This is a genomic window from Pseudomonas sp. Marseille-Q8238 (assembly GCF_965111915.1).
The window spans coordinates 543,097-568,136 of sequence record NZ_CBCOPI010000001.1; the positions used below are offsets into that span (position 1 = coordinate 543,097).

19 protein-coding genes are annotated in these 25,040 nt (G+C 58.9%); 8 read left to right on the forward strand and 11 right to left on the reverse strand.

The features are described from left to right. Positions 1 to 97: 97 nt before the first annotated feature. Positions 98 to 1,024, forward strand: a complete 927-nt coding sequence (locus ACWPW0_RS02360; RefSeq protein ID WP_454254324.1) for a LysR family transcriptional regulator — start codon at positions 98 to 100, stop codon at positions 1,022 to 1,024. Between the two features lie 110 nt (positions 1,025 to 1,134). Here ACWPW0_RS02360 and ACWPW0_RS02365 read toward each other — a convergent pair whose 3' ends face one another. The 5 genes from ACWPW0_RS02365 to ACWPW0_RS02385 form a co-directional block, all read right to left on the reverse strand. Continuing rightward, a complete protein-coding gene (locus ACWPW0_RS02365) occupies positions 1,135 to 2,142 on the reverse strand; it encodes a TRAP transporter substrate-binding protein (RefSeq protein ID WP_454254325.1) in 1,008 nt (335 codons plus the stop codon). A 104-nt stretch (positions 2,143 to 2,246) separates the two neighbouring features. Further along, positions 2,247 to 2,498: a DUF2790 domain-containing protein gene (locus tag ACWPW0_RS02370; RefSeq protein WP_454254326.1), complete on the reverse strand. Its 252-nt coding sequence runs from the start codon at positions 2,496 to 2,498 to the stop codon at positions 2,247 to 2,249. Positions 2,499 to 3,124: 626 nt separating this feature from the next. Further along, positions 3,125 to 4,414, reverse strand: coding sequence for an MFS transporter (locus ACWPW0_RS02375; protein ID WP_447588601.1), 1,290 nt, complete (start codon positions 4,412 to 4,414; stop codon positions 3,125 to 3,127). 74 nt (positions 4,415 to 4,488) lie between these two features. Beyond that, positions 4,489 to 5,664 (reverse strand): acetylornithine deacetylase, encoded by a 1,176-nt coding sequence (gene argE, locus ACWPW0_RS02380; protein ID WP_454254327.1) that lies wholly within the window; start codon positions 5,662 to 5,664, stop codon positions 4,489 to 4,491. Between the two features lie 41 nt (positions 5,665 to 5,705). After that, a complete protein-coding gene (locus ACWPW0_RS02385; RefSeq protein WP_454254328.1) occupies positions 5,706 to 7,082 on the reverse strand; it encodes an L-serine ammonia-lyase in 1,377 nt (458 codons plus the stop codon). A gap of 135 nt (positions 7,083 to 7,217) precedes the next feature. On the opposite strand from ACWPW0_RS02385, the gene ACWPW0_RS02390 reads away from it, so the two are divergent. The 3 genes from ACWPW0_RS02390 to betB all read left to right on the forward strand — a co-directional run bounded on the left by ACWPW0_RS02390 (position 7,218) and on the right by betB (position 11,594). Beyond that, positions 7,218 to 8,129 (forward strand): LysR family transcriptional regulator, encoded by a 912-nt coding sequence (locus ACWPW0_RS02390; RefSeq protein WP_454254329.1) that lies wholly within the window; start codon positions 7,218 to 7,220, stop codon positions 8,127 to 8,129. Between the two features lie 196 nt (positions 8,130 to 8,325). After that, a complete protein-coding gene (locus tag ACWPW0_RS02395; RefSeq protein ID WP_454254330.1) occupies positions 8,326 to 10,080 on the forward strand; it encodes an N-acyl-D-amino-acid deacylase family protein in 1,755 nt (584 codons plus the stop codon). A 47-nt stretch (positions 10,081 to 10,127) separates the two neighbouring features. After that, on the forward strand, positions 10,128 to 11,594 hold the full coding sequence (gene betB, locus ACWPW0_RS02400) for a betaine-aldehyde dehydrogenase (protein WP_454254331.1): 1,467 nt from the start codon (positions 10,128 to 10,130) through the stop codon (positions 11,592 to 11,594). Positions 11,595 to 11,643: 49 nt separating this feature from the next. On the opposite strand, the gene ACWPW0_RS02405 is transcribed toward betB, so the two are convergent. Further along, the gene (locus ACWPW0_RS02405) at positions 11,644 to 12,279 is read right to left on the reverse strand and encodes a TetR/AcrR family transcriptional regulator (protein WP_447588612.1); all 636 of its coding nucleotides are present in this window, start codon (positions 12,277 to 12,279) and stop codon (positions 11,644 to 11,646) included. A gap of 328 nt (positions 12,280 to 12,607) precedes the next feature. Here ACWPW0_RS02405 and ACWPW0_RS02410 point away from each other — a divergent pair, with 328 nt between their 5' ends. The 4 genes from ACWPW0_RS02410 to ACWPW0_RS02425 all read left to right on the forward strand — a co-directional run bounded on the left by ACWPW0_RS02410 (position 12,608) and on the right by ACWPW0_RS02425 (position 18,531). Then, positions 12,608 to 14,536, forward strand: coding sequence for a DUF1302 domain-containing protein (locus ACWPW0_RS02410; protein ID WP_454254332.1), 1,929 nt, complete (start codon positions 12,608 to 12,610; stop codon positions 14,534 to 14,536). Between the two features lie 29 nt (positions 14,537 to 14,565). Further along, positions 14,566 to 15,948 carry a DUF1329 domain-containing protein gene (locus tag ACWPW0_RS02415; RefSeq protein ID WP_454254333.1) on the forward strand — a complete coding sequence of 461 codons (1,383 nt, stop codon included), beginning with the start codon at positions 14,566 to 14,568 and terminating at the stop codon, positions 15,946 to 15,948. A 520-nt stretch (positions 15,949 to 16,468) separates the two neighbouring features. Then, positions 16,469 to 16,684 (forward strand): hypothetical protein, encoded by a 216-nt coding sequence (locus tag ACWPW0_RS02420; protein ID WP_454254334.1) that lies wholly within the window; start codon positions 16,469 to 16,471, stop codon positions 16,682 to 16,684. Between the two features lie 50 nt (positions 16,685 to 16,734). Next, the gene (locus tag ACWPW0_RS02425) at positions 16,735 to 18,531 is read left to right on the forward strand and encodes an alkyl sulfatase dimerization domain-containing protein (RefSeq protein ID WP_454254335.1); all 1,797 of its coding nucleotides are present in this window, start codon (positions 16,735 to 16,737) and stop codon (positions 18,529 to 18,531) included. Between the two features lie 372 nt (positions 18,532 to 18,903). On the opposite strand, the gene ACWPW0_RS02430 is transcribed toward ACWPW0_RS02425, so the two are convergent. The 5 genes from ACWPW0_RS02430 to ACWPW0_RS02450 form a co-directional block, all read right to left on the reverse strand. Beyond that, positions 18,904 to 19,527 (reverse strand): HNH endonuclease, encoded by a 624-nt coding sequence (locus ACWPW0_RS02430; RefSeq protein ID WP_454254336.1) that lies wholly within the window; start codon positions 19,525 to 19,527, stop codon positions 18,904 to 18,906. Between the two features lie 4 nt (positions 19,528 to 19,531). Further along, positions 19,532 to 20,161 carry a hypothetical protein gene (locus tag ACWPW0_RS02435; RefSeq protein ID WP_454254337.1) on the reverse strand — a complete coding sequence of 210 codons (630 nt, stop codon included), beginning with the start codon at positions 20,159 to 20,161 and terminating at the stop codon, positions 19,532 to 19,534. Then, positions 20,158 to 22,440, reverse strand: a complete 2,283-nt coding sequence (locus tag ACWPW0_RS02440) for an ATP-binding protein (RefSeq protein WP_454254338.1) — start codon at positions 22,438 to 22,440, stop codon at positions 20,158 to 20,160. The genes ACWPW0_RS02435 and ACWPW0_RS02440 overlap by 4 nt, the downstream gene beginning before the upstream one ends. Positions 22,441 to 22,447: 7 nt before the next feature. Next, positions 22,448 to 23,719, reverse strand: coding sequence for an N-6 DNA methylase (locus ACWPW0_RS02445; protein ID WP_454254339.1), 1,272 nt, complete (start codon positions 23,717 to 23,719; stop codon positions 22,448 to 22,450). 77 nt (positions 23,720 to 23,796) lie between these two features. Beyond that, positions 23,797 to 24,984: a Fic family protein gene (locus ACWPW0_RS02450; protein ID WP_454254340.1), complete on the reverse strand. Its 1,188-nt coding sequence runs from the start codon at positions 24,982 to 24,984 to the stop codon at positions 23,797 to 23,799. Positions 24,985 to 25,040 lie beyond the last annotated feature (56 nt).

Below are 25,040 nucleotides of genomic sequence, written 5' to 3' on the forward strand. Positions count from 1 at the left end.
TTGCTGGTGGTCTCGACGGTTTTCCGCTGCGGGTGCTACCGCTACAATCAGCCCCGATTCGAGGGCTTCCCGTCCACGTCCAACCTGAAGAGCCGCGATGGAACTCCGACACCTGCGCTATTTCCTGATGGTTGCCGAGGAACTGCATTTCACCCGCGCTGCTGCACGCCTGAACATGCAGCAGCCGCCCCTCAGCCAGCAGATACGTGCGTTGGAGCGCGAGCTGGGTTTCGACCTGTTCAAGCGCCATCCCAAGGGCGTCGACCTGACCGCCGGTGGGCAGATATTCCTCCAGGAGGCGCGCGACATCCTGACCCGTGTCGAAGACGGCGCCCGGCGTGCGGCACGCGCGGCGCAGGGCTTCGAAGGTGTGCTGTCCATCGGCTTCACCAGCTCGGCGGCAGCCCACCCGTTGATCCCGGGGATCATCCGCGCCTACCGCGCCGCCTACCCGAACGTCAGTCTGCTGCTCAGTGAGGGCAACGCCATGGAGCTGACCGAGGACGTGAGCCAGGGCAAGATCGATGTCGGCATCCTGCGGGCTCCGGTCAGCCAGTCGCAATCGCTGGGCCTGCACCGTCTACTGAACGAGGAGATGCTGCTGGTGCTGCCCGTCGGCCATCCGTTGCTGGCCGGTGCGCAAGGCAGCGAGTCGCCGACGGTATCGCTGAAGGACCTGGCCGATGAGCACTTCATTCTGGTTCGCCGCCAAGGCGCCCCCGGTATGTATGCGCGCTTGCTGCAAGCCTGTGAGAACGCTGGCTTCACGCCCAAGGTCGCCTTCGAGATCGAGCGCATGCTGACCAATATCAGCCTGGTGGCCTCCGGTGCCGGCATCTCCGTGGTGCCGGCATCGATGCGTGGGTTCCATTCCGAGAGCGTGGTCTATTGCCGGATTCGCGACGCCCGCCCACGGTTGGTGGCGCCCATCACCCTGATCCGCAGCAATGAGGACAAGGGCCCGGTGCAGCAGAATTTCATCACCATGGCCCGCGAGTTCGGGCGGCAGTACCGCAAGGTCTGAGAACCCGTTCATGCTCTCCCGAATGTCGGTCATACGGCTGGTTCTGTGCGGCCGGCGTACGCCTTGTCTGGCTCTACCTCAGAAGATCGTAAGCAGATTCTGAGCCTGCCTCAGTGGGTGGTTGCTGGCCGCCGTCGGTTGACGGTTTCAGCCGCCTTGATGATGTTGCTGCCAATCTGTTCCTCGAATTGCTGCCACACCGGGCGCATGGCCTGACGCCAGGCTTCGCGTTGCTCCGTGGTCAGTTCCAGTATCTGGGTGGTACCTGCCTTGAGGATGCGTGCGCGGTCTTCACGGTTGAGCTGTTCGGCTTCCCGGCTCACCGTGTGGCTGACTTCCTCGATGATGCCTTCCAGCTCGGTACGGATGGCGTGAGGAATGGCGTACCAGAAGCGCGGGTTGCTCACCAGCATGTAGTCGATCACGCCATGGTTGGTTTCGGTGAGGTAGGGCTGCACCTGATCGAAACGCTGGCTGTAGAAGTTCGACCAGGGGTTCTCCGCCCCTTGTACCTGGCCACTCTGCAGCGCCTGGTAGGCACTGGCGAAGTCGAGCTTCACGGCGTGCGCGCCGACGGCGGCGAACTGCGCCTGTAGCACCGCGGATGGCTGGATGCGAAAGGTCAGGCCGTGGGCATCCTGGGGCGTGCGCAGTGGGCGGGTGGCCGACAGCTGCTTCATGCCGTTGTGCCAGAAGGCCAGGCCGACGATGCCGTGGTCTTCCATGGCGCGCAGCAGTTGCCGGCCAGTGGCGCGTTTCTGAAAGCGGTTGACCGCGTCCAGGTCATCGAACAGGAAGGGCAGGTCGAACACCTGGAGCTGCTTGGTGTAACCGTCGAATTTGGCCAGCGAGGGCGCGAGCATTTGGACCTGATTGGTGCGCAGCGCTTCGAGTTCGTCGGCGTCACCGAACAGGCTGGAGTTGGGGTAGACCTGCACCTCGACCTTGCCGGCCAGGCGTTCCGCCACGAGGCGCTTGAACAGCAGGGCGCCACGCCCCTTGGGTGTGTCGTCGCTGACCACGTGGGAGAAACGAATCAGGATCGGCTCGGCAGCCTCGGCGATTGCCGGGCACAGGGTGATCGTCAGGCAAAGCAGGATGGCAGGCAGTTTGCCCATGCGGTGCACTCATTTTATTGGCAATGGCCGCGCTCTCATGGGCGGCTCGGGTGTCGCTGTCATGCACCCGGCAGGACATGGCGCCTGCCGGTTGGTCGGGGCGATCAGTTGTCGTTGCCGCAACCGCTGCCCCACACCATGTACTCGAGCACGTGCTGCTGACCCTGGGTGTCTTCATAGGTCATGCGGGCCGGCGAGATGCCGCAGAGGTTGGTGCCATCGGAGGCGGAGATCACCTTGGCGATGTCCAACTGGTGACCGTAGCGGTAGGGCGTAGTGGTTTCGCTGTCGGACGCATGGGCAGCGCTGACAGCCATGCACAGGGCGAGCATCGAGACGTGGATTATTGTTTTCATGGGGTTCTCCGGTAACAGGAAGTGCGGCACGACCGGGCCGCTCAATGGCTCTGTCGCTGTTGGCCGGGCAGGCTGCAGTGACAACAGAGGGCAGAAATGCTGCCGTCAGGATGGCGAGACGGTGAGCGGGTGAACGTGGCGAGGAGGGCGGCAGTCCCAGGCATGAAGCCCATGGCTGCTGGGCGAGACCGCATCAGGCAGGCGGGACGCAACATGGCCACCTCGGCAGATAGCATCGACCGGCTCGCAAGGATCACCGGCCATACAGGTGGCCACATGCGCGACCACCCTGATTGGAGTTATGGGGCGATCCTAATGGGCGTTTAGTGGCACGTAAAATATCTAGATTACGCGCTGTCGATATGTATTTTGTATGCTGTTTGGGCGCTGGCGCGGGGCGTATCTGATGGATGCAGGAGGGATGCAGGCTGCTGTGGGCGGGCTGCCAATGAAGCATTGCGGACATCGAAACGGTGGGCTGAAGCGGAACGCCGCCCGGCCCACCCTACATGTGACTTCAGGCTCTGTAGGGTGGGCTTTAGCCCACCAATCGGTGCGCCATACAACATAAAAATCGCTTGTCCGAGATGGCCTCAAAGAGACCCTCTCTCGAAACATCAGCAGCCTTAAGGCACCGAACGAATCTTTTGCACCAGCACGCCGCCAAGCAGGCCGACCAGGCCGGAGAACGCATAGAGCGTGCTGTAGCCGCCGAACTGGGTGACCGCGATGGCGCAGATCACCGGGGCCAGTACCTGTGGGCCGACGATGGCGATGTTGATCATGCCCAGGTCCTTGCCGTGATCGGTGGAGCTGGGCAGCACCTGGCTGATCAGCGCCTGATCGACGGCTACATATGCACCGTAACCCAGTCCGAGGATGGCCGAGGACAGCATGGCGGCCGGCCAGGTTTGCCAGAAGGCGAGCATCAACGAGGCCGAGCCCATGACGATGCCGGCCAGGGTGACGATGGTGCGCCGTTTGCCGGTGCGGTCGGAAATCATCGCGCTGACGAACGCCGACACCACCACCGCGCTGGTGTAGATCAGCACCAGGATCAGCAGGCCATCTTCCGCGCGTTTACCGGGGAACAGTTGTTCGTACTGCAGGGCGTCGCGCAGGAAGTAGAGGAAGAACATGGTGCCGGTGGCGCTGCTCAGCCCGACCAGAAAACGCGTGGCCCAGGCCCAGGCGAAATCCGGATGACGCTTTGGGCTGATCCAGAAACCGGCGATAAAGGCCTTGAAGCTCCAGGCCGGCACACGGGCTTTTGGCAGCGGTTCATCACGGGTGGCGAGGACGAAGGGCAGCGACAGCAGAATCAGCGCAACGCCTACCACCAGGTAACCGTTGGCGATGCCGGTGACCACGCTGGTGGTCAGCAGGGCGCCGATGACCACGCCCAGTGACAGGGTCACGCCATTCCAGGCGCTGACGGTGGCGCGCTGGGAGACCGGTACGCGATCCGGCACGGCGGCAGTCAGGGCGGAGAGCACGGCGCTGGTGGCGAACTGCACCACGCCCCACCAGAAGATCACCCCGGCCAGGCTGGTCTGTTGACCCAGGGTCATCAGCGCGGCCGCACCGAGCAGGATGCCGGCCAGGTTCCACGGATGGCGCCTGCCGAAACGCGAGCTGGTACGGTCGGACAGCGCGCCAATCACTGGGTTGGCCAGCAGGGCGACCATCGAACCCAGGCCCATCACCAGGCCGAGCGCCGCTTCCTTGCCGTTGGGCGCGATGAGTTCCATCTGCTGCGCGAGCAAGACCTGGATCGGCGCGAACAGCGACATCCATACGCCGAGCAACGACAGCGCCATGGTGCCGATGAATAGGCCATTGACCCGGCGCTGGGGTGCGGCATGCGCACCGTCGGCGGGCAGCGTTTCTCCCGCCTTGAGCTGCAATTCACTCATGTGTCCTCTCCAACCTTTTTCTTGTGTTTGTCATGGGCATGCGCCGGGGCGGCGCGTGAGGTGCTTGGGTGTATTCAGTCGCACTGGCTGGCAATCAGCTTGCGCAGGAAACTCTCGCAGCTGGCCAGTTGCTCGAGGGTGACGAATTCGTTGGCCTTGTGGGCCTGCTCGATGCTGCCGGGGCCGCAGACGATGGTCGGGATGCCGACCTGCTGGAACAGCCCAGCTTCGGTGGCGTAGGAAACCTGGCTGACCGTGCTGTCCTGGCGCAGCGCGGAAATCAGCCCGACCAGCGCCTCTTTCTCGCCGGCATCGAGGGCCGGTGCGGTGGAAATGGTGGAAAAGGAAATGTCGCTGCTGCTCACCCGTGCCTGCATTTCCGGCAGCAGGACGCGTTCGGCATGGGCGCGGATGCGCGCATAGATGTCGCTCGGATCGATGCCCGGCAGGTTGCGGAATTCGAACTGGAATTCGCAGTTTTCCGGGATGGTGTTGATGGCGATGCCGCCCTTGATCATCCCGGTCTGGGCGGTGGTGAAGGGCACGTTGAAGTCGTGATCGAACGGGCCTTCGCTCGCCGACTGCCGGGCGATATCACTGATGAAGGTGATGAGCCGGGCGGCGTACTCGATGGCATTGACGCCCTGTGGTTGCAGCGAAGAATGCGCGGCATGGCCCCGCACGCAACAGCGGTAGGCATTGATGCCCTTGTGCGCGACGACGATGCCCATGTTGGTCGGCTCGCCGACGATGCAGCCCTGCGGGGCGATGCCGCGCTCGACCAGCTCCCTGATCATCGACGGCGCGCCGGCGCAGCCGATTTCCTCGTCGTAGGACAGGGCGAAGTGAATCGGTGCCTTCAGGCGGGCCTTGAGCATGCAGGGCAGCAGGCCCAAGGCGACGCCGATGAAGCCTTTCATGTCGCAGGCGCCGCGCCCGTAGAGCTTGCCGTCGCGCAGGGTCGGCACGAACGGGTCCGAGTCCCAGGCCTGGTTGGTGACCGGTACCACATCGGTATGGCCGGACAACACGATGCCGCCCGTGGTGGCGCCGGAGGCGGCGGGCACGGTGGCGAACAGGTTGGCCTTCTTCTGCTCACGGTCATAGGTGAGCACGCTCTCCACGCCATGGGCGTTGAAATAGGCGCGCACCATTTCGATCAGGCCAAGGTTCGACAGCACGCTGGTGGTGTCGATGCGGATCAGTTTTTCGACCCATGGATACGGTGTGCAGTCAGGCTGGGAAGACATTCGGGAGTCCTTGAGGTGAGGGAGCGTTCTGCAGCCTGGCGTCAGCATTCGATGATGTTGACCGCCAGCCCGCCCTGAGAGGTTTCCTTGTATTTGCTCTGCATATCGGCGCCGGTCTGCATCATGGTTCTGATCACGGCATCCAGTGACACCACGTGCTGACCATCGCCGTACAGCGCCATGCGCGCGGCATTCAGCGCCTTCACCGCGCCCATGGCATTGCGCTCAATGCAGGGGATCTGCACGCGTCCGCCCACCGGGTCGCAGGTCAGGCCGAGGTGATGTTCCATACCCATTTCCGCGGCGTTCTCGACCTGGTTCGGCGTGCCGCCGAGCACGGCGCACAAGCCGGCAGCCGCCATGGAGCAGGCCACGCCTACCTCGCCCTGGCAGCCGACTTCGGCCCCGGAAATCGACGCGTTGAGTTTGTAGAGGATGCCGATGGCGGCAGCGGTGAGCAGGAAGCGGACGATGCCGTCGGCGTCCGCGCCGGGGATGAACTCGCTGTAGTAGCGCAGCACCGCCGGAATGATCCCGGCCGCGCCGTTGGTCGGTGCGGTCACCACGCGGCCACCGCTGGCGTTTTCCTCGTTCACCGCCATGGCATACAGGCTCAGCCAGTCCAGTGCCGCCTCGGGTTTGTCGCGACCCTGTCCGCTGCTGGCCAGCAGTTGCCGGTGCAGCGCGTGGGCGCGGCGCTTGACCTTCAGTGGGCCGGGCAACTCGCCAGTCTGCTCCAGGCCACGGTCGATACAGGCCGACATCGCCTGCCAGATGGCGAGCACGCCGGCGCGCACTTCTGCGGCGCTGCGGCTGTGGCATTCACGGGCGAGCATGAGCCCGGCAATGTCCTGACCTTCGCGGTGACACAGGTGCAGCAACTCGTCGCCGCTGGTGAAGCGATGGGGGAGGTCGCTGGTGCTGGGTGTGGCATGCGCGTCGGCAGCGTCGGCGGTGATGACGAAACCGCCGCCGACCGAGTAATAGGTCTGTGCATGGAGCGGCTGGCCACTGAGGTCCCAGGCACGCATGCGCATGCCGTTGGGGTGGCCCGGCAGTGACTCGGGCAGGAACAGCACGTCGCGCTCGGTGAAGAAGGCAATGCTCGGGCCGTTGCCGTTCAGTGCCAGTTCACCCTGTTGTTCGATGTGCGCCAGGGTCGCTGCAACCTGGTCTGGATCGACCCGCTCCGGCGTCTCGCCGCACAGGCCAAGCAGCACCGCTTCGACCGTGCCATGGCCCCTGCCCGTGGCGGCCAGCGAACCGTAAAGCTCCACCTGCAGCTGTGCCACCTGGCTCAGTAATGCCAGCCGTTCGAGTTCGACGAGAAACAGATTGGCCGCGCGCATCGGCCCCACGGTGTGGGAGCTCGAAGGGCCGATACCAATTTTGAACAGGTCGAACACGCTCAGGTTCATGACGCATCTCGGCTGGCGAGACGGACGAGCCAACCCGCTGGACTGCATGGGGTGGCCGGATGCTAGGATCGTCGACTGCTTCAATCAATCGACTGAATTTGCAGTTTTGTTCTGAAAATCAGAACGGAGGTGTTCGTGTACCGCTCGGTGAATCCCACCCGCCTCGTCTACTTCTACGAAGCCGCTCGCTGCGGCAGCGTGCGCGCCGCCGCCGATGTGCTGAACGTGGCGCCATCTGCCGTGACGCGGCAGATCCAGTTGCTCGAAGCCGAGTTGGCCACGCCTTTGCTCGAACGCCGTGGGCGCGGTGTGGTACCGACCGAGGCCGGTGAGCTGGTGATCGAGTTCTACCGCGAGCAGGAGGCGCATACCGCCGACCTGCAAGCGCGCCTGCAGTCCCTGCGCGGCATGCGCAGTGGCCATGTGAGCGTGGTGCTGGGCGAGGGCTTCATCGCCGATATCCTTGCCGGACCGCTCGCGCGCTTCTGCCGCCAGCACCCCGGCATCAAGCTCAGCCTCGACTCGGCGGGCACCAACGAGGTGATCCGCAAGGTGCTCGAAGACGAGGCGGAAATCGGCCTGGTCTACAACCCGCCAGCCGTGCCCAAGCTGGTTTCCCGCTCGATCAAGGGCCAGCCGATGAAGGTGATCTTCGGCGCCGACTTTGCCCTGCGCGCCGCGAGTGATCCGCTGATGGCGAAGGACCTGTTGCAGTACCCGCTGGCCGTCACCTATCCCACCCATGGCGTGCGCCAGTTGCTCGACGTGCTCGAATTCACCGAGAAGGTGCGCTTCGACCCGGTGATGACCACCAACTCGATTGCCACCCTGAAGCAGTTCGCCAAGTCCGGGCTGGGCATCGCCTTCCTGCCGGAGTTCGCCATCGCCGCCGAGCTGGAGGCGGGCGAGCTGTTCTGCCGCGACGTGGACCATCCGCTATTCCTCAACGCCGAAGCGCACCTGGTCACTCGCGCCGGGCGGCGCCTGTCGATTGCCGCCAGCCAGATGCTGCAGGTGATGACCACGCAAATGCGCGCCTTCCGCTAGGCCGGAACACGCCTGGCAAAGCCGCCGGGTGCGCCGGGCGAACCCGGCGAAATAGCCGTCGAACCGAACGTATTTTGTGAATCCTGCCGGGTGACGTTGTGGTTGCCTGCGCAGTGATTCCACATGGGCGGATGCTTGACAGGGAATCGCTCGCCTGTATTCTGATGACAACTGTCGTCAAAATAAGAGCAGCGTCATGCATTACGATCTGGTCATTAAAAATGGGTGTGTGTTCGATGGTGTCAACGAGAATGGCAGGTTCGTTGATGTCGCCATTCGCGATGGCCGCGTGCAGGCCATCGGCACGTTATCTGATGACGACTATCAGAGTCAGAATGTAATCGACGCCAAAGGATGCTGGGTAACGCCCGGTTTCCTGGAAATGCACTCGCACTATGACGCCGAGATCCTCACGTCCGCCGCCCTCAAGGAGTCGGTTCGCCACGGCATCACCACGGTGGCCACCGGCTTGTGCTCGCTGAGCATGGTGGCGGCGAGTGCCGAGGACTGCGCCGACCTGTTCAGTCGCGTCGAATCGATTCCCTACGAGCATGTGCTGTCGCTGCTGCAGGCAAACAAAACCTGGTCGAACCCGACCGAGTACCGCCAGTTTCTCGAGCGCCTGCCGCTGGGGCCGAACATCGCCTGCTTTATCGGCCACTCGGATATCCGCTCGGCGGTGATGGGGCTGGTGGAAGCCACCACCGAACGCGAGCCGACCCGCGCCGAGCTGGCCCAGATGGTCAGCCTGCTGGATGAGGCGCTGGACAATGGCTTCCTTGGCCTGTCGGTGATGAAGACCAAGATCGACCGGGTGGCCGGTGAGCGCGCCTGGTCGCGTCCGTTGCCGTCCACCTTCGCCAGTTGGAAGGAATTTCGCCTGCTGTTCGCCCGCCTGCGCAAGCGCGGCGGGGTACTGCAGGGCGCGCCGGATGTGGCGGAGCAGTCCAGCGCAGTGAAGTTCATGATGGTGGCGTCGGGCTGGTTCCGCCCGAAGCTGAAAACCACGTTGCTGACCGCGCTCGATCTCAAGGTCGCGCCGTTCCTGCATGTGCTGACGCGCCTGGGTGGCTGGGTGGCCAACACGATCTTCCGGGGCGATTTGCGCTGGCAGTTCTTGCCAGCACCGTTGCGGGTCTACAGCTCGGGGCTGAACTTCAACAACTTCGACGAGTTTGCCGGCGGCCTGGTGCTGCGCAACCTGAAGAACGAGGAAGACCAGTACGCCGAGGCGCAGAAGCCGGAGTTCCGCGCGATGTTCAAGCAGGGCATCAGCAGCGTACTCAAGGTCGGCCTGTGGCAGCGTGATTTCTCCGATGCGGTGGTGATCGCCTGCCCCGATGCCTCGGTGGTCGGCAAGAACTTCGCGCAGATCGCTCAAGCGCGTGGCAAGGACCCGGTGGACTGCTTCCTCGACCTGGCCATCGAACACCGCACGGAGTTGATGTGGACCACGCTCATGGGTAACAGCCGGGCGCATGTCATGCAGCAACTGATCACCAGTTCCCAGGTGCACGTCGGCTTTGCCGATTCCGGCGCGCACATTCGCGGGCTGGCCTTCTACAACTTCGCCCTGCGCCTGCTGAAGTACACGCGGGATGCAGAGCTGGCCGGCAAGCCGTTCATCAGCACCGGTGCGGCCGTATCCCGGGTCACCGCCGAGCTGGCCGACTGGTATGGGCTGGACGCCGGTCACCTGCGTGTCGGTGGGCGCGCGGATATCGCCATCGTCGACCCGGCGGGGCTGGATGACAGCCTTGATGGCATTGCCGAAGCGCTGATCGAAAACACCGAGCTGATGCGCCTGGTCAACCGCAACGACCGCGCCGTGTTGGCCACCGTGATCAATGGCCAGGTCGCCTACAGCCGTGACCATGGCTACGCCGAAGACCTTGGTGTCAGCCAGGCATTCGGTCGCTTCCTGCCGGCGCGGCGGGCGGCCAACGGCTGATCACGCCAGCGAGTCGTTCACTCACTCTCATCAGCAGGACGAAGACGATGCAACACGTGGGTCAATACATCGGCGGTGAGCAGGTGCTGGTCGCCGGGCAGCGCTGTTTCACCTCCATCAACCCGGCCAACGGCCAGACGCTGGCGAGCGTGCAGCAGGCCAGCAGCAGCCAGGTCGATGCAGCGGTGGCCAATGCACAACAGGCACAGCGTGAATGGGGCGCCCTGCCTGTCGCCGAGCGCGCCCAGGTGCTGCTCGAGGCGGCGAAGTTGATCACCGCGCACAACGACGAGTTGGCACTGCTCGAGACCCAGGACACGGGCAAGCCGCTGTTCGATACGCGGCGGGTGGATATCGCCGGTGGCGTCGCGGTGCTGCGCTATTACGCCGGTATCGCCGCCGCGCTGGAAGGCAGCCAGGTACCGGTCAACCCGACTGCATTCACCTACACGCGGCGCGAGCCGCTGGGTGTGGTGGCAGGGATCGGCGCCTGGAACTACCCGCTGCAGATCGCCCTGTGGAAGCTCGCGCCAGCCCTGGCGGCCGGCAATGCCATGGTGTTCAAGCCCAGCGAGGTCACACCGCTGAGCACGTTCCGCCTGGCCGAACTGCTGGTGCAGGCCGGTGTGCCGGCGGGTGTATTCAATGTGCTGCAGGGCGATCACGAAGTGGGGCAGGCGCTGATCGAACATCCATCGATTGCCAAGGTGTCCTTCACCGGCAGCGTGCCGACTGGCAAGCTGGTGATGAGCGGTGCGGCCTCCACGTTGAAGCAATTGACCATGGAGCTGGGCGGCAAGTCGCCGTTGATCATCATGGCCGATGCCGACATCGAGCGCGCGGCCGACATCGCCGCCATGGCCAACTTCTTCAGCAGTGGCCAGGTGTGCACCAGCGGTACGCGGGTCTTCGTGCACCGCAGTATTCAGGCGGCATTCGAGGAGGCGTTGCTGGCACGGGTCCATGCGATTGCCATGGGCGAGCCGACTGACCTGACGACACGCTTCGGGCCGCTGGTGAGCCAGGATCACCGCGCCCGCGTGCTTGGCTATGTGCGGTCGGGCATCGAGGAGGGCGCGCAATTGCTCGCCGGTGGCGAGGTGCCGGCCCATGAGCGCTTTGCTGCTGGCAGCTACCTGCTGCCGACGGTGTTCAGCGGCTGTGCCGATCACATGCGCATCGTGCGCGAGGAAATCTTCGGCCCGGTGATGAGCATCCTCACTTTCGACAGCGAGGACGAAGTGGTGCGGCGCGCCAATGATTCATTGCTGGGGTTGGCGGCAGGCATCGTCACCCGCGACCTGGCGACGGCGCACCGGGTGATCCATCGCCTGGAGGCCGGCGTGTGCTGGATCAACACCTGGGCGCAGGTACCGCCGCACATGCCGGTGGCCGGGCACAAGCAATCGGGCATGGGGCAGGAGAACGGTATCGAGGCGCTGTATGCCTACACCAAGGTCAAGTCGGTGTACCTCAACCTTGGCGAGTTCCAGTCGGTCTTTGTGCGCGGCTGAGCAACGGATGTCGCAGCGGATAAGCGCCACGACGACCTGCCGGGCTGGATCAGCTCGGCAGGTTCCTGGCGCAGCCTTCGATGATTGCCTGGCCGCTGTCGATCAGTACTTCGATCGGGTCGCGGTAGTCGCTCAGGTACCAGCACACGATGATCTGGTTGATGGCGCCGATCAGGCCCATGCACACGTACAGCTCCGAGGACACCGGCTTGAGGCCGCCATACAGATGGTTGATACCGCTGAGCAGCAGGTTGCAGAAGCGCAGGTTGTTCTGCTGGTAGAGGTTGTTGATCTTGTCGCTGACGCCGAGCACTTCACACAGCACGATCTTGGCGACGGTGGGCTCACGCATGGCGCTGATGAAAGTCGTCAGAACGGTGCGCCGGGCGGTGGCGGTATCGCTGACACCGCTCTGGATCTGCTGCGACAGGGTCTGTTCGAGGTCGCCCATGATCGACATGTAGGCGGCGCAGAGCAGTTCCTCGGTGCTGGCGAAAGACTCGTAGAAATAGCGGTCGGTCAGCTTGGCTTCCGCGCACAGGTCGCGGACCGTGGTGGCGCGGTAGCCGGCGGTGCCGAAGAGGCGGATGCCGGCTTGCAGGAATGCCTCTCTGCGTGCCTTGACGCGCAGCTCGGGGCTGATCCCCCTATACGAGCGCTCGCCTGTGGCTTTGGCCTTGCTCATGCTTGCTTAACCCCTTGAATAATCTGACTGTGATTATAGTCATATTGCCTTTTACGGTTCAATTTAGGCCGCCTGATCTGCATCAATATACGCATTTATAGCCGGATAAATCGCATCTATTTGCTGCCATAAGCGTGCAATAAATAGTTTTGGCGCACTGCACTAAAAATGAAGTTGGTTGTCGTCAGAATGCTTGACAGCAGATTCCGTTCGTAGCATTTTGACGACGCTCGTCTTCAGATGTGATGTCTCGCATCGCCAGGGTTGTAGCGCGCGTCGGATTGCCTGGCGCAAACAAAAATAAAAGCACCTTGCGGAGTAGTCTGAAATGAAAGCGTCACCCTTGTTGCATCCTTTATCCCTGATTCCGGCGAAGCGTGGTTTCGCGCTCGCGGGGCTGGCCCTTGCCCTCCCGTTCTCTTCGGCAGTGCAGGCTGTCGAGTTCAGCTTCGCCGATGGCGAGGTGCGCGGCACGCTGGACACCACGGTGTCCTACGGTCAGATGTGGCGCGTGCAGGGCCAAGCCAAAAACAATGATGCGTTCAACCAGAACGATGGCAACCGCAACTTCGATACCGGGCTTGCCTCGGAGGTGTTCAAGATCACCTCGGAGCTGGAAGCCAAGTACAAGAACTACGGCGCCTTTGTCCGTGGCACTGCGTTTTACGACACGCAGATCATGGACAAGCGCACCGACTATTACCACAACAGCGCGCCGAGCGAGCCCAGCCAGAACGCCCCACGGGACAACAGCTTCACCCGCGACGCGCGACACACCTCCGGGCGCAAGGCGGAGATTCTCGATGCCTACCTGTACGGCTCGTGGGATGTGCAGGACCGGCCGCTGACCGTGCGTCTCGGCAAACAGGTGTTCAACTGGGGCGAGGCCCTGTTCTACCGCGGCGTGAGCAGCTCCAACCCGATCGATGCGCCCAAGTACCGGCTGCCGGGCGCGCAGCTCAAGGAAGTGGTGATCCCGGTCGAGGCGCTGAGCTTCAACATCGGCCTGACCGACAGCCTGTCGCTGGAGGCGTACTACCAGTTCAAGTGGAAGGAAACCGCCATCGATCCGGTGGGCACCTACTACTCCACCACCGACCTGTTCGGCCCGGGCGGCAAGGCCGCCTACGCCCAGGTGCCGGACCTGGCGCCGGCTATGGCCGGTTACAACGGGCTGGCCGGTATGCCCGGTACCGGCCTGGGCGTCGGGCCTTACGCCGGTTCGAGCTTTGTCGATCCGGCCACTGGCACCTTCAAGGTCGCCAACGTGGCCTCGGACGCGAGTGCCCGTGACAGTGGCCAGTTCGGCATCAACCTGCACTACATCGTCGAGTCGCTGAACTACACCGACTTCGGTTTCTACTTCGCCAACTACCACACCAAGGAACCGGTGCAGACCACCGATTTCGGTCGCTATGCCGGCGTGGACATGGCGACGCTGACTGGCATTGTCGGGCCGGGTGCCGCCGAGGCGCTGGCCACCGTGGACATGTCGCAGAATGCTGTGGTGCGCCGCAAGTACGTCGAAGACGTGCAGATGTACGGCATGAGCTTCACCACCACCGTCAGTGATGCGTCGATCTTCGGTGAGCTGGCCTACCGGCCGAACCTGCCCATCGCCATCAGCGCGACCAACGACATCGTCAGCGACCTGATCGGCCAGGGCGTCAGCGGCATGTCCAACATCTATGACGGAAGCATCGACGGTACCCAGGCCTGTGGCATGGTGGCTGGCAAGCGCTCGTGCCGCTCCGGGCATCTGGATAACTACGAGCGCGTCGAGGCGTTCAACGCATCGCTGGGCACCATCTACAACTTCGGCCCGGCACTGGGGTTCAACTCGCTGATCGGGATCGCCGAAGTAGCCTCCGAGCACCTGCGCGGCAGCAGCCTCAGCTACATCGGCTACAGCCCGATGCCGGAGAAGAGACGCTTCGTCGGCTCGCCGGACCGTGCCGACAACCCGGTCAGCCGCGACGCCTACGGCTACACGGTGCGCGTGCACGGCACCTGGAACGATGTGTATGCCGGCGTCAACCTGATGCCCTTTGTCGTGCACACCCACGACTTCAAGGGCAACTCGCACCTGACTGGCAGTTTCATGGAAGGACGCAAGGCCTACACCGTCGGCTTGCGGGCGGACTACCTCAATCGCTTCGAGGCAGGGGTGCAATACACCCAGTTCTACGGCGCAGGGGAAAGCAACCTGATCCGCGATCGGGACAACGTCAGTTTCGACCTCCAGTACTCCTTCTAATGCCTGCTCATCATTTTTCGAGGCTCACCATGTCCCATTCCATGACCGCCGGTAAGCGCGCGCTTACCGCCCTTGCCGTCGCCCTCGCGATGGCCACCACCGCCGTGCAGGCCGCCGTATCCGAGCAGGATGCGCAAGCGCTGGGCGCCACCCTGACACCCCTGGGCGGTGAAAAGGCCGGCAACGCTGACGGCAGCATCCCTGCCTGGACCGGCGGCCTGACCCAGGCGCCGGCTGGCTTCACGCCGGGCAAGCACTACGTCGATCCGTTCCCGGACGACAAGCCGCTGTTCACCATCACCGCCGAGAACGTCGCCCAGTACCAGGACAAGCTGACGCCCGGCCAGGTTGCGCTGCTGAAGACCTATCCGGGCAGCCTGAACTTCCCGGTCTACCAGACCCGCCGCACTGCCGCCGCGCCTGACTGGGTGTATGACAACACCCGCAAGAACGCCACCACCGCTCGCCTGCTGAACAACGGCAACGGCTTTGCCGACGCCTATGGCGGCATCCCGTTCCCGATTCCGCAAACGGGTGTGGAAGCAGTGTGGAACCACATTGCCCGCTACCGTGGTACGCACCTGGTACGGATCGTTTCCGAGGCGACCATCCAGGCCAATGGTAGCTTTGCCCTGTCGAAACACAACCAGCAGGTGCTGTTCAAATACTACGTGCCGGGCGGCAACTACGCCGACCTGAAGAACCTGATGTTCTACTACTACGGCGCGGCCCTGAGCCCGGCCCGTATCGCCGGTCAGGCCTCACTGGTGTACGAGACCCTGGACCAGGTCGCCGAGCCGCGCATGGCCTGGGGCTATGTGCCGGGCGCGCGCCGGGTTCGTCGGGCGCCGACCCTGTCCTACGACACCCCGGACGATGGCTCGGACAGCCTGCTGACCGTGGATGACCGCGACCTGTTCAACGGCTCGCCCGACCGCTACGAGTGGAAGCTGGTGGGCAAGCGTGAGATGTACATCCCGTACAACAACTACCGCATCTCCAGCCCATCGGTCAGCTACAAGGAACTGATCCAGCCGGGCCACCTGAACCCGGCGCATACCCGCTTCGAACTGCACCGCGTGTGGGTCGTCGAGGGCACGCTGAAGGACTCGGCGCGGCACGTGTACTCCAAGCGCACCTTCTTCCTCGACGAGGACAGCTGGCAGATCGCTGTGGCGGACGAATATGACGGCCGTGGTGAACTGTGGCGCGTGTCGGTGGGCTACCTGACCAACTTCTACGACCTGCCGACCATCTGGTCCGCCGTCGATGCCTTCCACGACCTGCAGTCGCGCCGTTATGTGGTGCACAAGCTGGAGAACGAAGAGAAGACCACCATCGACTTCACCCAGCCGATCCCTGCGGACGACTTCTTCAAGCCGTCCGGCCTGCAACGACGCGGCACGCGCTGATTGCGTGTCTTGGCCCTGCCGCGATGCCGTCACCGGTATCGCGGCGGGGCGTTTTTTTGCCTAGGTTCCAGCCCCGCCAAACGTTCCCTGCAGCCGCAAAGCTGACCTGCCAACGAACCCTCTATTGCACACGCAAGCTGCTGCGTACGGTGCACCCTGTGCACGTTCATCATCTCTCCGTTCAGTGCCTGTAACGCAGTGCATCGGCGTACCGCCCCCACGACAGATGATCACTTTTTGTCGCTTGTGGCTTTGGTGTGGCCAAGCCCGTGTCTGCATCCTGTGTGGTGACCCGCGCCCATCCTCGAGGCACGCGGGCTGCTCATCTCACAAGAACAAGGACAACGGATATGCAGACGTTCCTGCTCGCCAGCTTGCTGGCGGCACCCGCCGCGCCTGACTTCAGTGCAATCAGGCCCACGCTCGAACCCATCTCCAACGAGGATGTAGCCAAGGCCAACAAGGTCTCCGGGCTGCAAAGCCGCTTCTGGGTCAGCCCACCGCGCGCAGCGAATGCGGCATGGCCTGGCTCGACTGGGGCAGCGTCGGCGACGGCATCGGTAACCCGCACGGCGGCATCCTGATGATCCGCAACAGGCTGCCGACCGCAGACTTCACCCTGAGCCTCTTCGCCACCTGCACGCCGGGCGATAAACAGCGCGTGCTCGGCCAGTACTTTCCCTCCTCCTACGACAGCAGCAAGGCCGCGCCTGAAGCGCGTTGCTGCCAACGCTGATGTGCGTGGCGGGCACCGCGACGGTGCTCGCCCCTAAACAAGGAATCGATATGAATCTGTTCACCCTGCGTCTCAGTGCTCTGAGCCTGGCGCTCTGTTCGAGCCTGGCCATGGCCGGCGAAACCCCGTTCTACCGTGGCGGGCAAGACAACAACAAGGCGACCGCTCCCAACGGCGCGGTGCTCAACGCCGACTACCTGAGCGCCATGATGCACCTCGCGCAGGGCGTCGAAGTGCTCAACCTGCGCCCCGGCCTGCACGTGATCCGTGGCTATCACCTCGTCAACACCATCGTGGTCGACGGCAAGACCGGACTGATCGTCATCGACACCGGCACCAAGTTCGGCCACGGCCAGGACCTGCGCAAGATCATCCGCCAGTTCAGCGACAAGCCGATCAAGGCGATCATCTATTCGCACCACCACTACATGGGCGGCGCGGGCGGCCTGCTCGATGGCGAGAAGCCGGAGGACGTCCAGGTCTTCGCCCACCCGCAGGTTGAAGTGCTGGCCGCCACCACCTCCGGCCTGCTCGGGCCGATGCAACTGCGCCGTATCGGCATCCAGTTCGGCGCCTACCTGCCGGAGCAGGGCGAGGACGCGGCGGTGATGCCAGCGGAGAAAACCTTCAGCGATCCGCAGCTCAATGCATCGAGCCCGCTCAAGGTCACCCATGCGGTCAAGGACGGTGAAGACGTCGACGTCGATGGGGTGAAGATCCGCTTCCACCAGATCATCGCCGACAGCAGCGATTCCCTGGCCATCGAATTCCCCGAGCTGGACGCCGTGGTCGCCAACTCGGTGGTCGCGCCGTTCTCCTTCCCGCTGTACACCCTGCGTGGCGACTATTTCCGTACGCCGGATGAACTGATCGCCGGGGCCGACCTGCTGCGCAGCCTCGACCGCACCTACTTCATCCCGGTACACGGCGCGCCCTATACCGACAAGGCATCCGGGCAGGCGGCGATCACCGCGCACCGCGATGCCTATGCCTTCATCTGGAACCAGAGCCTGCGGGCGATCAACCTGGGCATGACGCCCGACGAGATGGTCGCCAGCATTCACCTGCCCGATTACCTGCGCAACAACCCGACCCTGTTCCCGGCCTACGTCGACTGGGAATACGGCATCCGTGGCATCTATCGCGGCATGGTCGGCTGGTACAGCGAAGACGGCTCCGACCTGCATCCACCCGCCCCGGCCGAACTGGGCCAGAGCCTGGTCGAAGGTTTCGGTGGCGCCGAGCCCTTCATCGCCCAGGCGCATAAGGCAATGGCGGCGAAGAAGTACAACCTGGCGGCCAAACTCATGAGCCTGCTGATCGCCGCCGAGCCGGACAACCAGCAAGCCAAGCAGCTCAAGGCCGACGCCCTGCGCGCCATGGCCCAGGGCACCCGCACCGGCATGCAGACGCGCAACTTCATGCTCACCGAGGCGCTGAACCTGGAAGGCAAGGTCGACTGGAAACGCATCTCGCCCAAGTCCATGTTCGGCCTGCCCACCGTGGAAGCCCTGCAGCGCAAACCGCCACAAGTCCAGGTCAAACTCCTGGAAATCCGCCTCGACCCACAGGCCGCGGGTGACCTGAACAAGAACGTGGCATTCCGCTTCCCCAATGAAGGTGAGTGCGGCCTGCTACTGCGCCCCGGCATTGCCGAGTACCGCAACGAGGCACCGAAGAATGCCGATATCGAACTGCAACTCGACAGCAAAACCCTGGCGCGTTTGACTCTGCGTCAGATCAGCCTGAGCGATGCGGTGGCCAGCGGTGAGATCAAGGTCAGCGGCGACAAGAGCCTGGTCGGCCAGTTGGAAAAGGCCTTCTCCCTGGTGCCACGCAAGTCCTGAAGAGAAGGCGGGCGTGCAATGCGCCCGCTGTTTTTGAATTGAAAGCTAATAGGTGCCGTAGGGGAAAGAAAAAAGCCGCGCAATGCGCGGCTTTGAAGGTGGTGGGCCCACACGGACTCGAACCGTGGACCAAAGGATTATGAGTTGCCTGGAAACGCTGCAAGCCCAGTGAAATCGTGCGTAGCTTAGCGCTGGTACAGTAAGCTGAAAGTAGCGTCGTTACTGGTGTTGAGCGTAATTAGGCGTAAGAATTGAAAGCTGACCAGTGTGCTGTGGCTGTACCTTTTTGGCAGAGGCGATGAGCGGAAATGATAATGCTGGAGTTGATCGCTTTGCTTAAAAGCACAACAGCAGGCGCTGTGCATTTTAGGTCTAAAGGTTGGCATAGGTTTTGAGTAAAGCGTCAATCTGCTCACGCTTTTGTTCGCGCTGACTAGCGGTTAACTTACCAGCAGCATCGGCAGCTTGTAATTTATCGGTTAACCTAAGTATTCCGCTAAGAATCATCGTTTTTCGATATTCAATGATTCTCTTTCTTCTTATGTTCACTCTGCTTGGACGATTTAAGTGCATCTTCTTGATCATGTAATCTATTGGGCCTGAAATTGGAATGATATGCCCAGTTTTATCTACGTGAAGGAATAGAGTGCAATCGTGCTGGAAGCGGTCTATGTAGCCTATGCGCCCAATATAGGTTGGGCCTGTGATGGTTCTTGTAGCTGGCCAGTCGGAAGTTTTGAGTATGTTACATTTTGGGCATGATAAGTATAGGTTGTATGGGTGCGTGCTTATCTCTTCAAAATGCTCTTGTGGTCTGAAATGGTCAAGGTGCATTTCATCGCCACCAGATTCATCAATAGTGATATCGCAATAGACGCATTTGTTATCGCAGTCTTCTGCTATTTTTGTATAGTTCTGCCTATAATCTGCGTAAAAATCACCGCGGTTGCTGTAGTACTCATTTTCGGCGCGTCTAGTAAGCTTTTTAAAGAACATGGCGTCACTCTTGTTCGAGAGTTTTCAGGCGGGCTTCGATTTCTTCAAGTAGCTTCTCCCTTTTAATTATTTCATCTGCCGGGACGAGGGGCTCATTAGATAGGGCTTGCCTAACACGAAGAAAATCAAGTGTAGAAAATTCTTCGTGTTCCTCAGGGGTTAACTCAACTTCAACAGATTTTCTAAGAAGCTCATCAAAGCGTTCTGCTCTTTTGGACTTAATTTCATTGAAGGAGTTAATGTGGCGCCTCATTAACAGTGTGAGTTGCTCTTTGTAGGCGTCTTGTTCGATCCTGCTCTTGTCGATTATGTATTCAACAGAACCAAAGGGTGGTTCTATTAATCCCATCTCGCTTGTCAGGATATAAAGAGGGAGTTTGTCATCTGCTACTCTAATTGCTTCGACTAGCTGCGATCCTTTGTAATCTGTCCCGACTCCTACATGTAGTTTCTCGTCGATGACTATCGAAACTACGCCTTCATAGCGATCCAGAGTATTAAGCATGCCAGCAATAGTTTCATTTGGCTGAATAGCTAATACTTTATACTCGTCGCCATAGATGTCTTGGAGCGTTCCTGTGTATAAGATTCTCGAAGTTTCTTCGTCGTCGATGAAAATGATTGTTTCACTCATTTTCTTCCACCTCTAGTAGGTACTTTAATTGTGAATTCAGCTCCACCAATATCACTCTGTGCTTTAGCAGTAATGCTGCCATTCATATGATCTTCCACATGCGTTTTAACGATGGCTAGTCCCATTCCTGTACCTATGACATTTCCGCGTATGTCGCGCTTTCCACTATTCATGGGTATAAATATGGTCTCTTCAGATCCAAGGTCAAGGCCGACCCCTGAGTCTTTGTAAGTCAGCGTTATTTCACCATCATCTTCTGTTATGTCAACAGTGATACAGGGGTTGGTTCTGTTTTTGCTAGACTCAATTGCCCATATTGAGTTTGTCATAAAGTTTATCGCAATACTTTCCCAGTCAATCTCGAACGCATAAACTTCGTACGCGGCTCCATCGGAGTTAAGGTTTACATGCGTTTGTATGTTCATTTTATTTAGGGTGGCAGAAAAAATATCGAACACATATTTAAATACATCTGAAATTTTTACTTTTTTCCTGGTTCGCTTGTCAGGTTTGATGTTTTCAATCGCAAACCTGGAGAAGTTGTCAACATATTGGGCACCATCTTTCGCGATTTCTATACATTTAATGGGGTTCTCTAGAAGCCCACTTGCGTCTTCAAGTTTTTGCAGCTGTGATAAGGCTCTAGTTGCACCGTTTAATGCGAGTCCTGAGTGCTGTCGTACTTCATGCCCAAAGCTGATGGTAAGAATTCCGATGGAGGCAAGATTTGATAAGGTATTCTTTTGCTCTTCAAGCTCATTCTTCTCAGTTCGTAATGCTTCAAGATAGCGAAGCTCTGCTTCGCTTTGCTTCTTTCTTAGGATTTCTAGCTCATTTAGTCGTTGTGTAACTATCTGAGCTGGTGAAAGCTGTTTTCTTTTTGTTTTTTTCTTTTTGCCTATTGTTGATACAGTCTTTTTGAGGCTGGCAATTGCGTGCTCTATGTCTTCGTTCGATTTACTTAGTATTTTTGCGAGTTCTTCGGAGAAATCAATTTGGCTATCGCTGCTTGCGTCTTTTTGTACTAAGACTTCAAATGTTTCAATGACTTTTAGAAGGAATAGACGTAGTTGGAAAAAGGCGCTATTTTCAACAATACCTTCTCGGTTAGCTTGGTCATTCAGTATTGCGTTTGTTTCTCTTGATATTAATACTGACCCAATGATTTGGTTTGGGCCAATTCTCCAGCCTGCCTGAGATACTCCGCCTGGGCTAGATGCTTTGCGTAAACCAAGATCTAACCAGTCCCCTTTACCGGAAGGCTCGCCGTATGGGCGAACGCGAAAGTGGTCTCTATATAGGCGTACGCCCTGATTAAGGCGCATGTACTCTCTAAAGTTTCTTACCTTTAGATTAAGTTTTGATAAGTTTTCTGTGTCTTGGACTAAATAGTAAAATTCAAATGAAGCAGGGCCAAATAGTGGTTTATCCCCGGAGTTTTTGAGCCAAGTGCTCCAAGGCGTCGAGTTTTGGATGATGTCGAGGTTTTTTTGATTGTTTGTGTAGCATAGCGAAACCGCGCCATCTGCTGTTACAGAAGCTTTTACTTTCCAGCGTGCTGCATTCAGTATTGTTTCGGAGCTAAGTGATTTTTCTGTGCGTTCGTTGTTTTTGTTTATTGCTAGATTTATCGAAAAATCATTTTCAGAATGAAATGGTGATGTTAGGAGTCTTAGTTCATTTTCTAGGATCTCGAGGAAGGACTCGTCCCAGTGGTCTTTCAGTCCTATTAGGATCATGCGCGTTCCCGAGCTATTTGCGTCGAGAAAAATTTCGCCGTATTTATCTTTTATAGGTAAGTCTACTTCAAAAATTTTGTGCTTTATTTCTGAGAGTGACTTGTTTGTATTCTCAAACTGCTTCCAGTCAACATTAAGCTGGATTGCCTTGTTCATGTCTTTTGTTTTTGTGTAAAGAACAAGTCTTTTGCAGAGTCGGTCGATTCCTAAACGGCCAAGGCCTTTTGCTCCGGTTAAGATTCGTCTCTTAACTTCGGATCGCTCATGTGTCGATTTGTTGTCTGTGCCGATTTTTAACCAATGATCTGAGAGGGTTTCAGCGCTCATTCCGATTCCGTCGTCAGTAATTATCAACGAGGATGTAGAGTGCTCTTTTAAATGAAAAGCGATTGTTACTTTCGCTGCATCGGCATCGTATGAGTTTTTTATTAGCTCGGACATGGCAACAGTTGAGCTTGAGATGCTTTCTCGCCCAAGCTGTAGTGTGACTCGGGCTGAGAACTCGAATGGCTTTTCTGCAATTAAAGTCCGTTTAATCATTGTTCGCTCACCATAATGGAATTTCCTTTATGACGCCGACAGTTAGGTGGCGGCAACGAATTCTGCTGTTTATAAAGTCATTGACTTCGGGTTGCTTTAGTTTTTTAAGTAGATCTTGGCAGTCGTTGATGCTTTCGTTTTTTGGCTTTATAACGATTAAGTGATTTTCAACTGCTACAGGCGTGTTGCCTGCTATTATCGCCCCTGATGCACGAAATTTATTTGTGGGGCTAGATGTTCGGCGCACAACAACAAACGGCGGTAGAATCAACCGTCCTTTAAATTTTCGATGCTCAGTAAAACTTGTTATGGTTTCCCATAATGGCGTGTTGTTTGAATGTGCATATGGCGCAAGTATGCCGTCTATAGGGTCTCTGTAAGCGACCAGAGGTCCAATGCATACATCAAAATAGTCGCTGATGTGTGAAGAGCCTTTCTTCTTTGGGAACCACGATATTTCGTTTTTTGATTCTGTGTTCAAAGAACCACTGATCAAGAAAACGTCAATATTTGTTTTTTGGTTGAAGCGTCCAATGATACGGATGTCGCCTCTTATATTATGTGAGACAAATTTTCTCCAGTTCTCATAGCGACTGCCCGAGCGTAATACATCTGGAAGTATTGCGCTGATTTCGCAGTTTTTAGGGAGGTTTCGAAGGAAGTGATCGAAAACTATTCCGGCTGCATTAACCTTCCCAGGATTCCAGTAATTTTCTGCTGGAGAGTCCCAACTTGAAAAAGGTGGATTCATTAGCGCGTGAGTTACATCGGTCAAGTCTTCCTGCTGGATAGACATGGCGTCAGCCGTCTTAATTTCTGGGAAGTATAAGAATGCCTCATTTAACGTGCAGTCTTTAATTGCTCCCCTGCTTAACGCCTCTAATATAATGCGTAGTTTCGTCGCCTCCACAAAAGAGTCGTGAATGTCATATCCCCTCAGTACTTTCCCCCAGATATTTAGGGTCTTAGAAAGGCAGGGTTTTATTTCCAAATGCCTAGAGCTTTCTATTAAAAGGTTTCCAGTTCCGCAAGTCGGATCAAGTACAACTGAGTTGTCCGTGATCGGGTTTTTGAAACTATCAACTGCTTGAGTTGTTAATGCTTGGCCAGTAAAGAAGCTGCCTATAGCTCGCATTTCTTCAATGGATAGAACGTCTCGTAGCACAGTGTCTGCGTTATCTAGGTCGATAAGCTCATTGATTTTATTATGGTCAATAGAGTCAATTATAGACTCGTAGAATCTAACTAGGACATTGTTGTGCGGCTTGAATTGGTTCATGTCAACTGCTTCTGGAAAGGCGTAGTAGGGCTGTCCGCTTAGGGCGATCCAAGGTTTTGGCTGCATAGCTTTTGGCTCTAATTATCATGTTGCCAATCCTTTCTTACCTCTATGGAGTGCGCTGCTGACGAGTCACTATTTATCTGACAGTTGACATGGTAACGAGTGCTGCGTCCTCCTCCTGGCAGGCGATATAAACAGCCTTTATCGAGTAAGTCACTCAGGTGTCGTGTTGCTGTGGCTTTTGAAACTTTAGCCACGGTCTGGTATTGGGCGGCACTTATACCTTCTTCAAACCCGCGTTCACCGCCATCGAGTAGGCGGTTAAGCACTTTGATTTGTTCGGCAGACAGGATCTGGCTGCGGTGCGTCTGCCAGAATCGCGCCTTGGCTAGCACTCTGCCGATGCGGGCTAGGGCTTGCTCCAGGCTCTTGAGCAGTGTGCCGAGAAACCACTGCAACCAAGCGGTGATATCCAGTGTGCCCTTTTGGCCGGCTTCGAGGATGCGGTAATAGCCGGCGCGGTCGTTGAGGATACTCGCCGACATGGCGTAAAAACGGATAGCCTGCTGCTCGCCTTGGGCCAGTGCCATGTCGGTAATGGTACGGGTAAGGCGGCCGTTACCGTCATCAAAAGGGTGCAGTGTGACGAACCAGAAATGGGCAATGCCGGCCCGTAACAACGGATCGAGACCGGCATCGCTGCGGCTGCTCTCGAACCAGGTGAGGAAATTTGCCAGCTGTTCTTCCAGCACCTGGCGCGGTGGGGCCTCAAAATGCACGGTAGGGCGATCGAGCCGGCCAGAAACAACCTGCATAGGCTCTTCGCCTCGTAGCATGCCAATCCGTAATCGGCGAGCCAGCAGGTTATCGTCACTAGGGAACAGCCAGCGGTGCCAGCGATATAGCCTCTGTTGGTCAAGCGGCTGTTGGTGTGCGCTGGTGGCATCGAGTAACAATTCCGCCAGGCCTTCGGAGCGTGCGCTGACTCGGCCTTCTTCGCTGATTCCCAAACGCCTTGCTAGGGAGGAGCGTACCGAGCCGACATTCAGTTGCTCGCCCTCGATAGCTGATGAAGTGACGATGTTCTGTAGCAGGGAATCCAAGCTGCTCTGTGCCTCGGTGTCGCTACCGATAGCGCCGAGCATACCGAGCAAGCGCCCCTGGGCCTGAGTGCAGGCGCGCAGCAGCGGGGCAAGCGGTTCGGCTTGCCAGGTGAAGTTTGGCCAGTCAGGCTGCTGCCAGATCCAGAGGGGGGCATTCATGGGCTTGCTCATTTGTGAGCCGATTAGCGAGTCTATTCGGCTCATTGTGTGAGCTG

Bases quoted from the DNA above. Each gene is read 5' to 3' on its own strand.
- ACWPW0_RS02425 (WP_454254335.1), top strand. From the start codon at position 16,735: ATGAATCTGTTCACCCTGCGTCTCAGTGCTCTGAGCCTGGCGCTCTGT.
- ACWPW0_RS02365 (WP_454254325.1), bottom strand. From the start codon at position 2,142: ATGGGCAAACTGCCTGCCATCCTGCTTTGCCTGACGATCACCCTGTGC.
- ACWPW0_RS02375 (WP_447588601.1), bottom strand. From the start codon at position 4,414: ATGAGTGAATTGCAGCTCAAGGCGGGAGAAACGCTGCCCGCCGACGGT.
- ACWPW0_RS02360 (WP_454254324.1), top strand. From the start codon at position 98: ATGGAACTCCGACACCTGCGCTATTTCCTGATGGTTGCCGAGGAACTG.
- ACWPW0_RS02395 (WP_454254330.1), top strand. From the start codon at position 8,326: ATGCATTACGATCTGGTCATTAAAAATGGGTGTGTGTTCGATGGTGTC.
- ACWPW0_RS02450 (WP_454254340.1), bottom strand. From the start codon at position 24,984: ATGAATGCCCCCCTCTGGATCTGGCAGCAGCCTGACTGGCCAAACTTC.
- ACWPW0_RS02440 (WP_454254338.1), bottom strand. From the start codon at position 22,440: ATGATTAAACGGACTTTAATTGCAGAAAAGCCATTCGAGTTCTCAGCC.
- ACWPW0_RS02385 (WP_454254328.1), bottom strand. From the start codon at position 7,082: ATGAACCTGAGCGTGTTCGACCTGTTCAAAATTGGTATCGGCCCTTCG.
- betB (WP_454254331.1), top strand. From the start codon at position 10,128: ATGCAACACGTGGGTCAATACATCGGCGGTGAGCAGGTGCTGGTCGCC.
- argE (WP_454254327.1), bottom strand. From the start codon at position 5,664: ATGTCTTCCCAGCCTGACTGCACACCGTATCCATGGGTCGAAAAACTG.
- ACWPW0_RS02435 (WP_454254337.1), bottom strand. From the start codon at position 20,161: ATGAGTGAAACAATCATTTTCATCGACGACGAAGAAACTTCGAGAATC.
- ACWPW0_RS02405 (WP_447588612.1), bottom strand. From the start codon at position 12,279: ATGAGCAAGGCCAAAGCCACAGGCGAGCGCTCGTATAGGGGGATCAGC.
- ACWPW0_RS02410 (WP_454254332.1), top strand. From the start codon at position 12,608: ATGAAAGCGTCACCCTTGTTGCATCCTTTATCCCTGATTCCGGCGAAG.
- ACWPW0_RS02370 (WP_454254326.1), bottom strand. From the start codon at position 2,498: ATGAAAACAATAATCCACGTCTCGATGCTCGCCCTGTGCATGGCTGTC.
- ACWPW0_RS02415 (WP_454254333.1), top strand. From the start codon at position 14,566: ATGTCCCATTCCATGACCGCCGGTAAGCGCGCGCTTACCGCCCTTGCC.
- ACWPW0_RS02420 (WP_454254334.1), top strand. From the start codon at position 16,469: ATGGCCTGGCTCGACTGGGGCAGCGTCGGCGACGGCATCGGTAACCCG.
- ACWPW0_RS02445 (WP_454254339.1), bottom strand. From the start codon at position 23,719: ATGAACCAATTCAAGCCGCACAACAATGTCCTAGTTAGATTCTACGAG.
- ACWPW0_RS02430 (WP_454254336.1), bottom strand. From the start codon at position 19,527: ATGTTCTTTAAAAAGCTTACTAGACGCGCCGAAAATGAGTACTACAGC.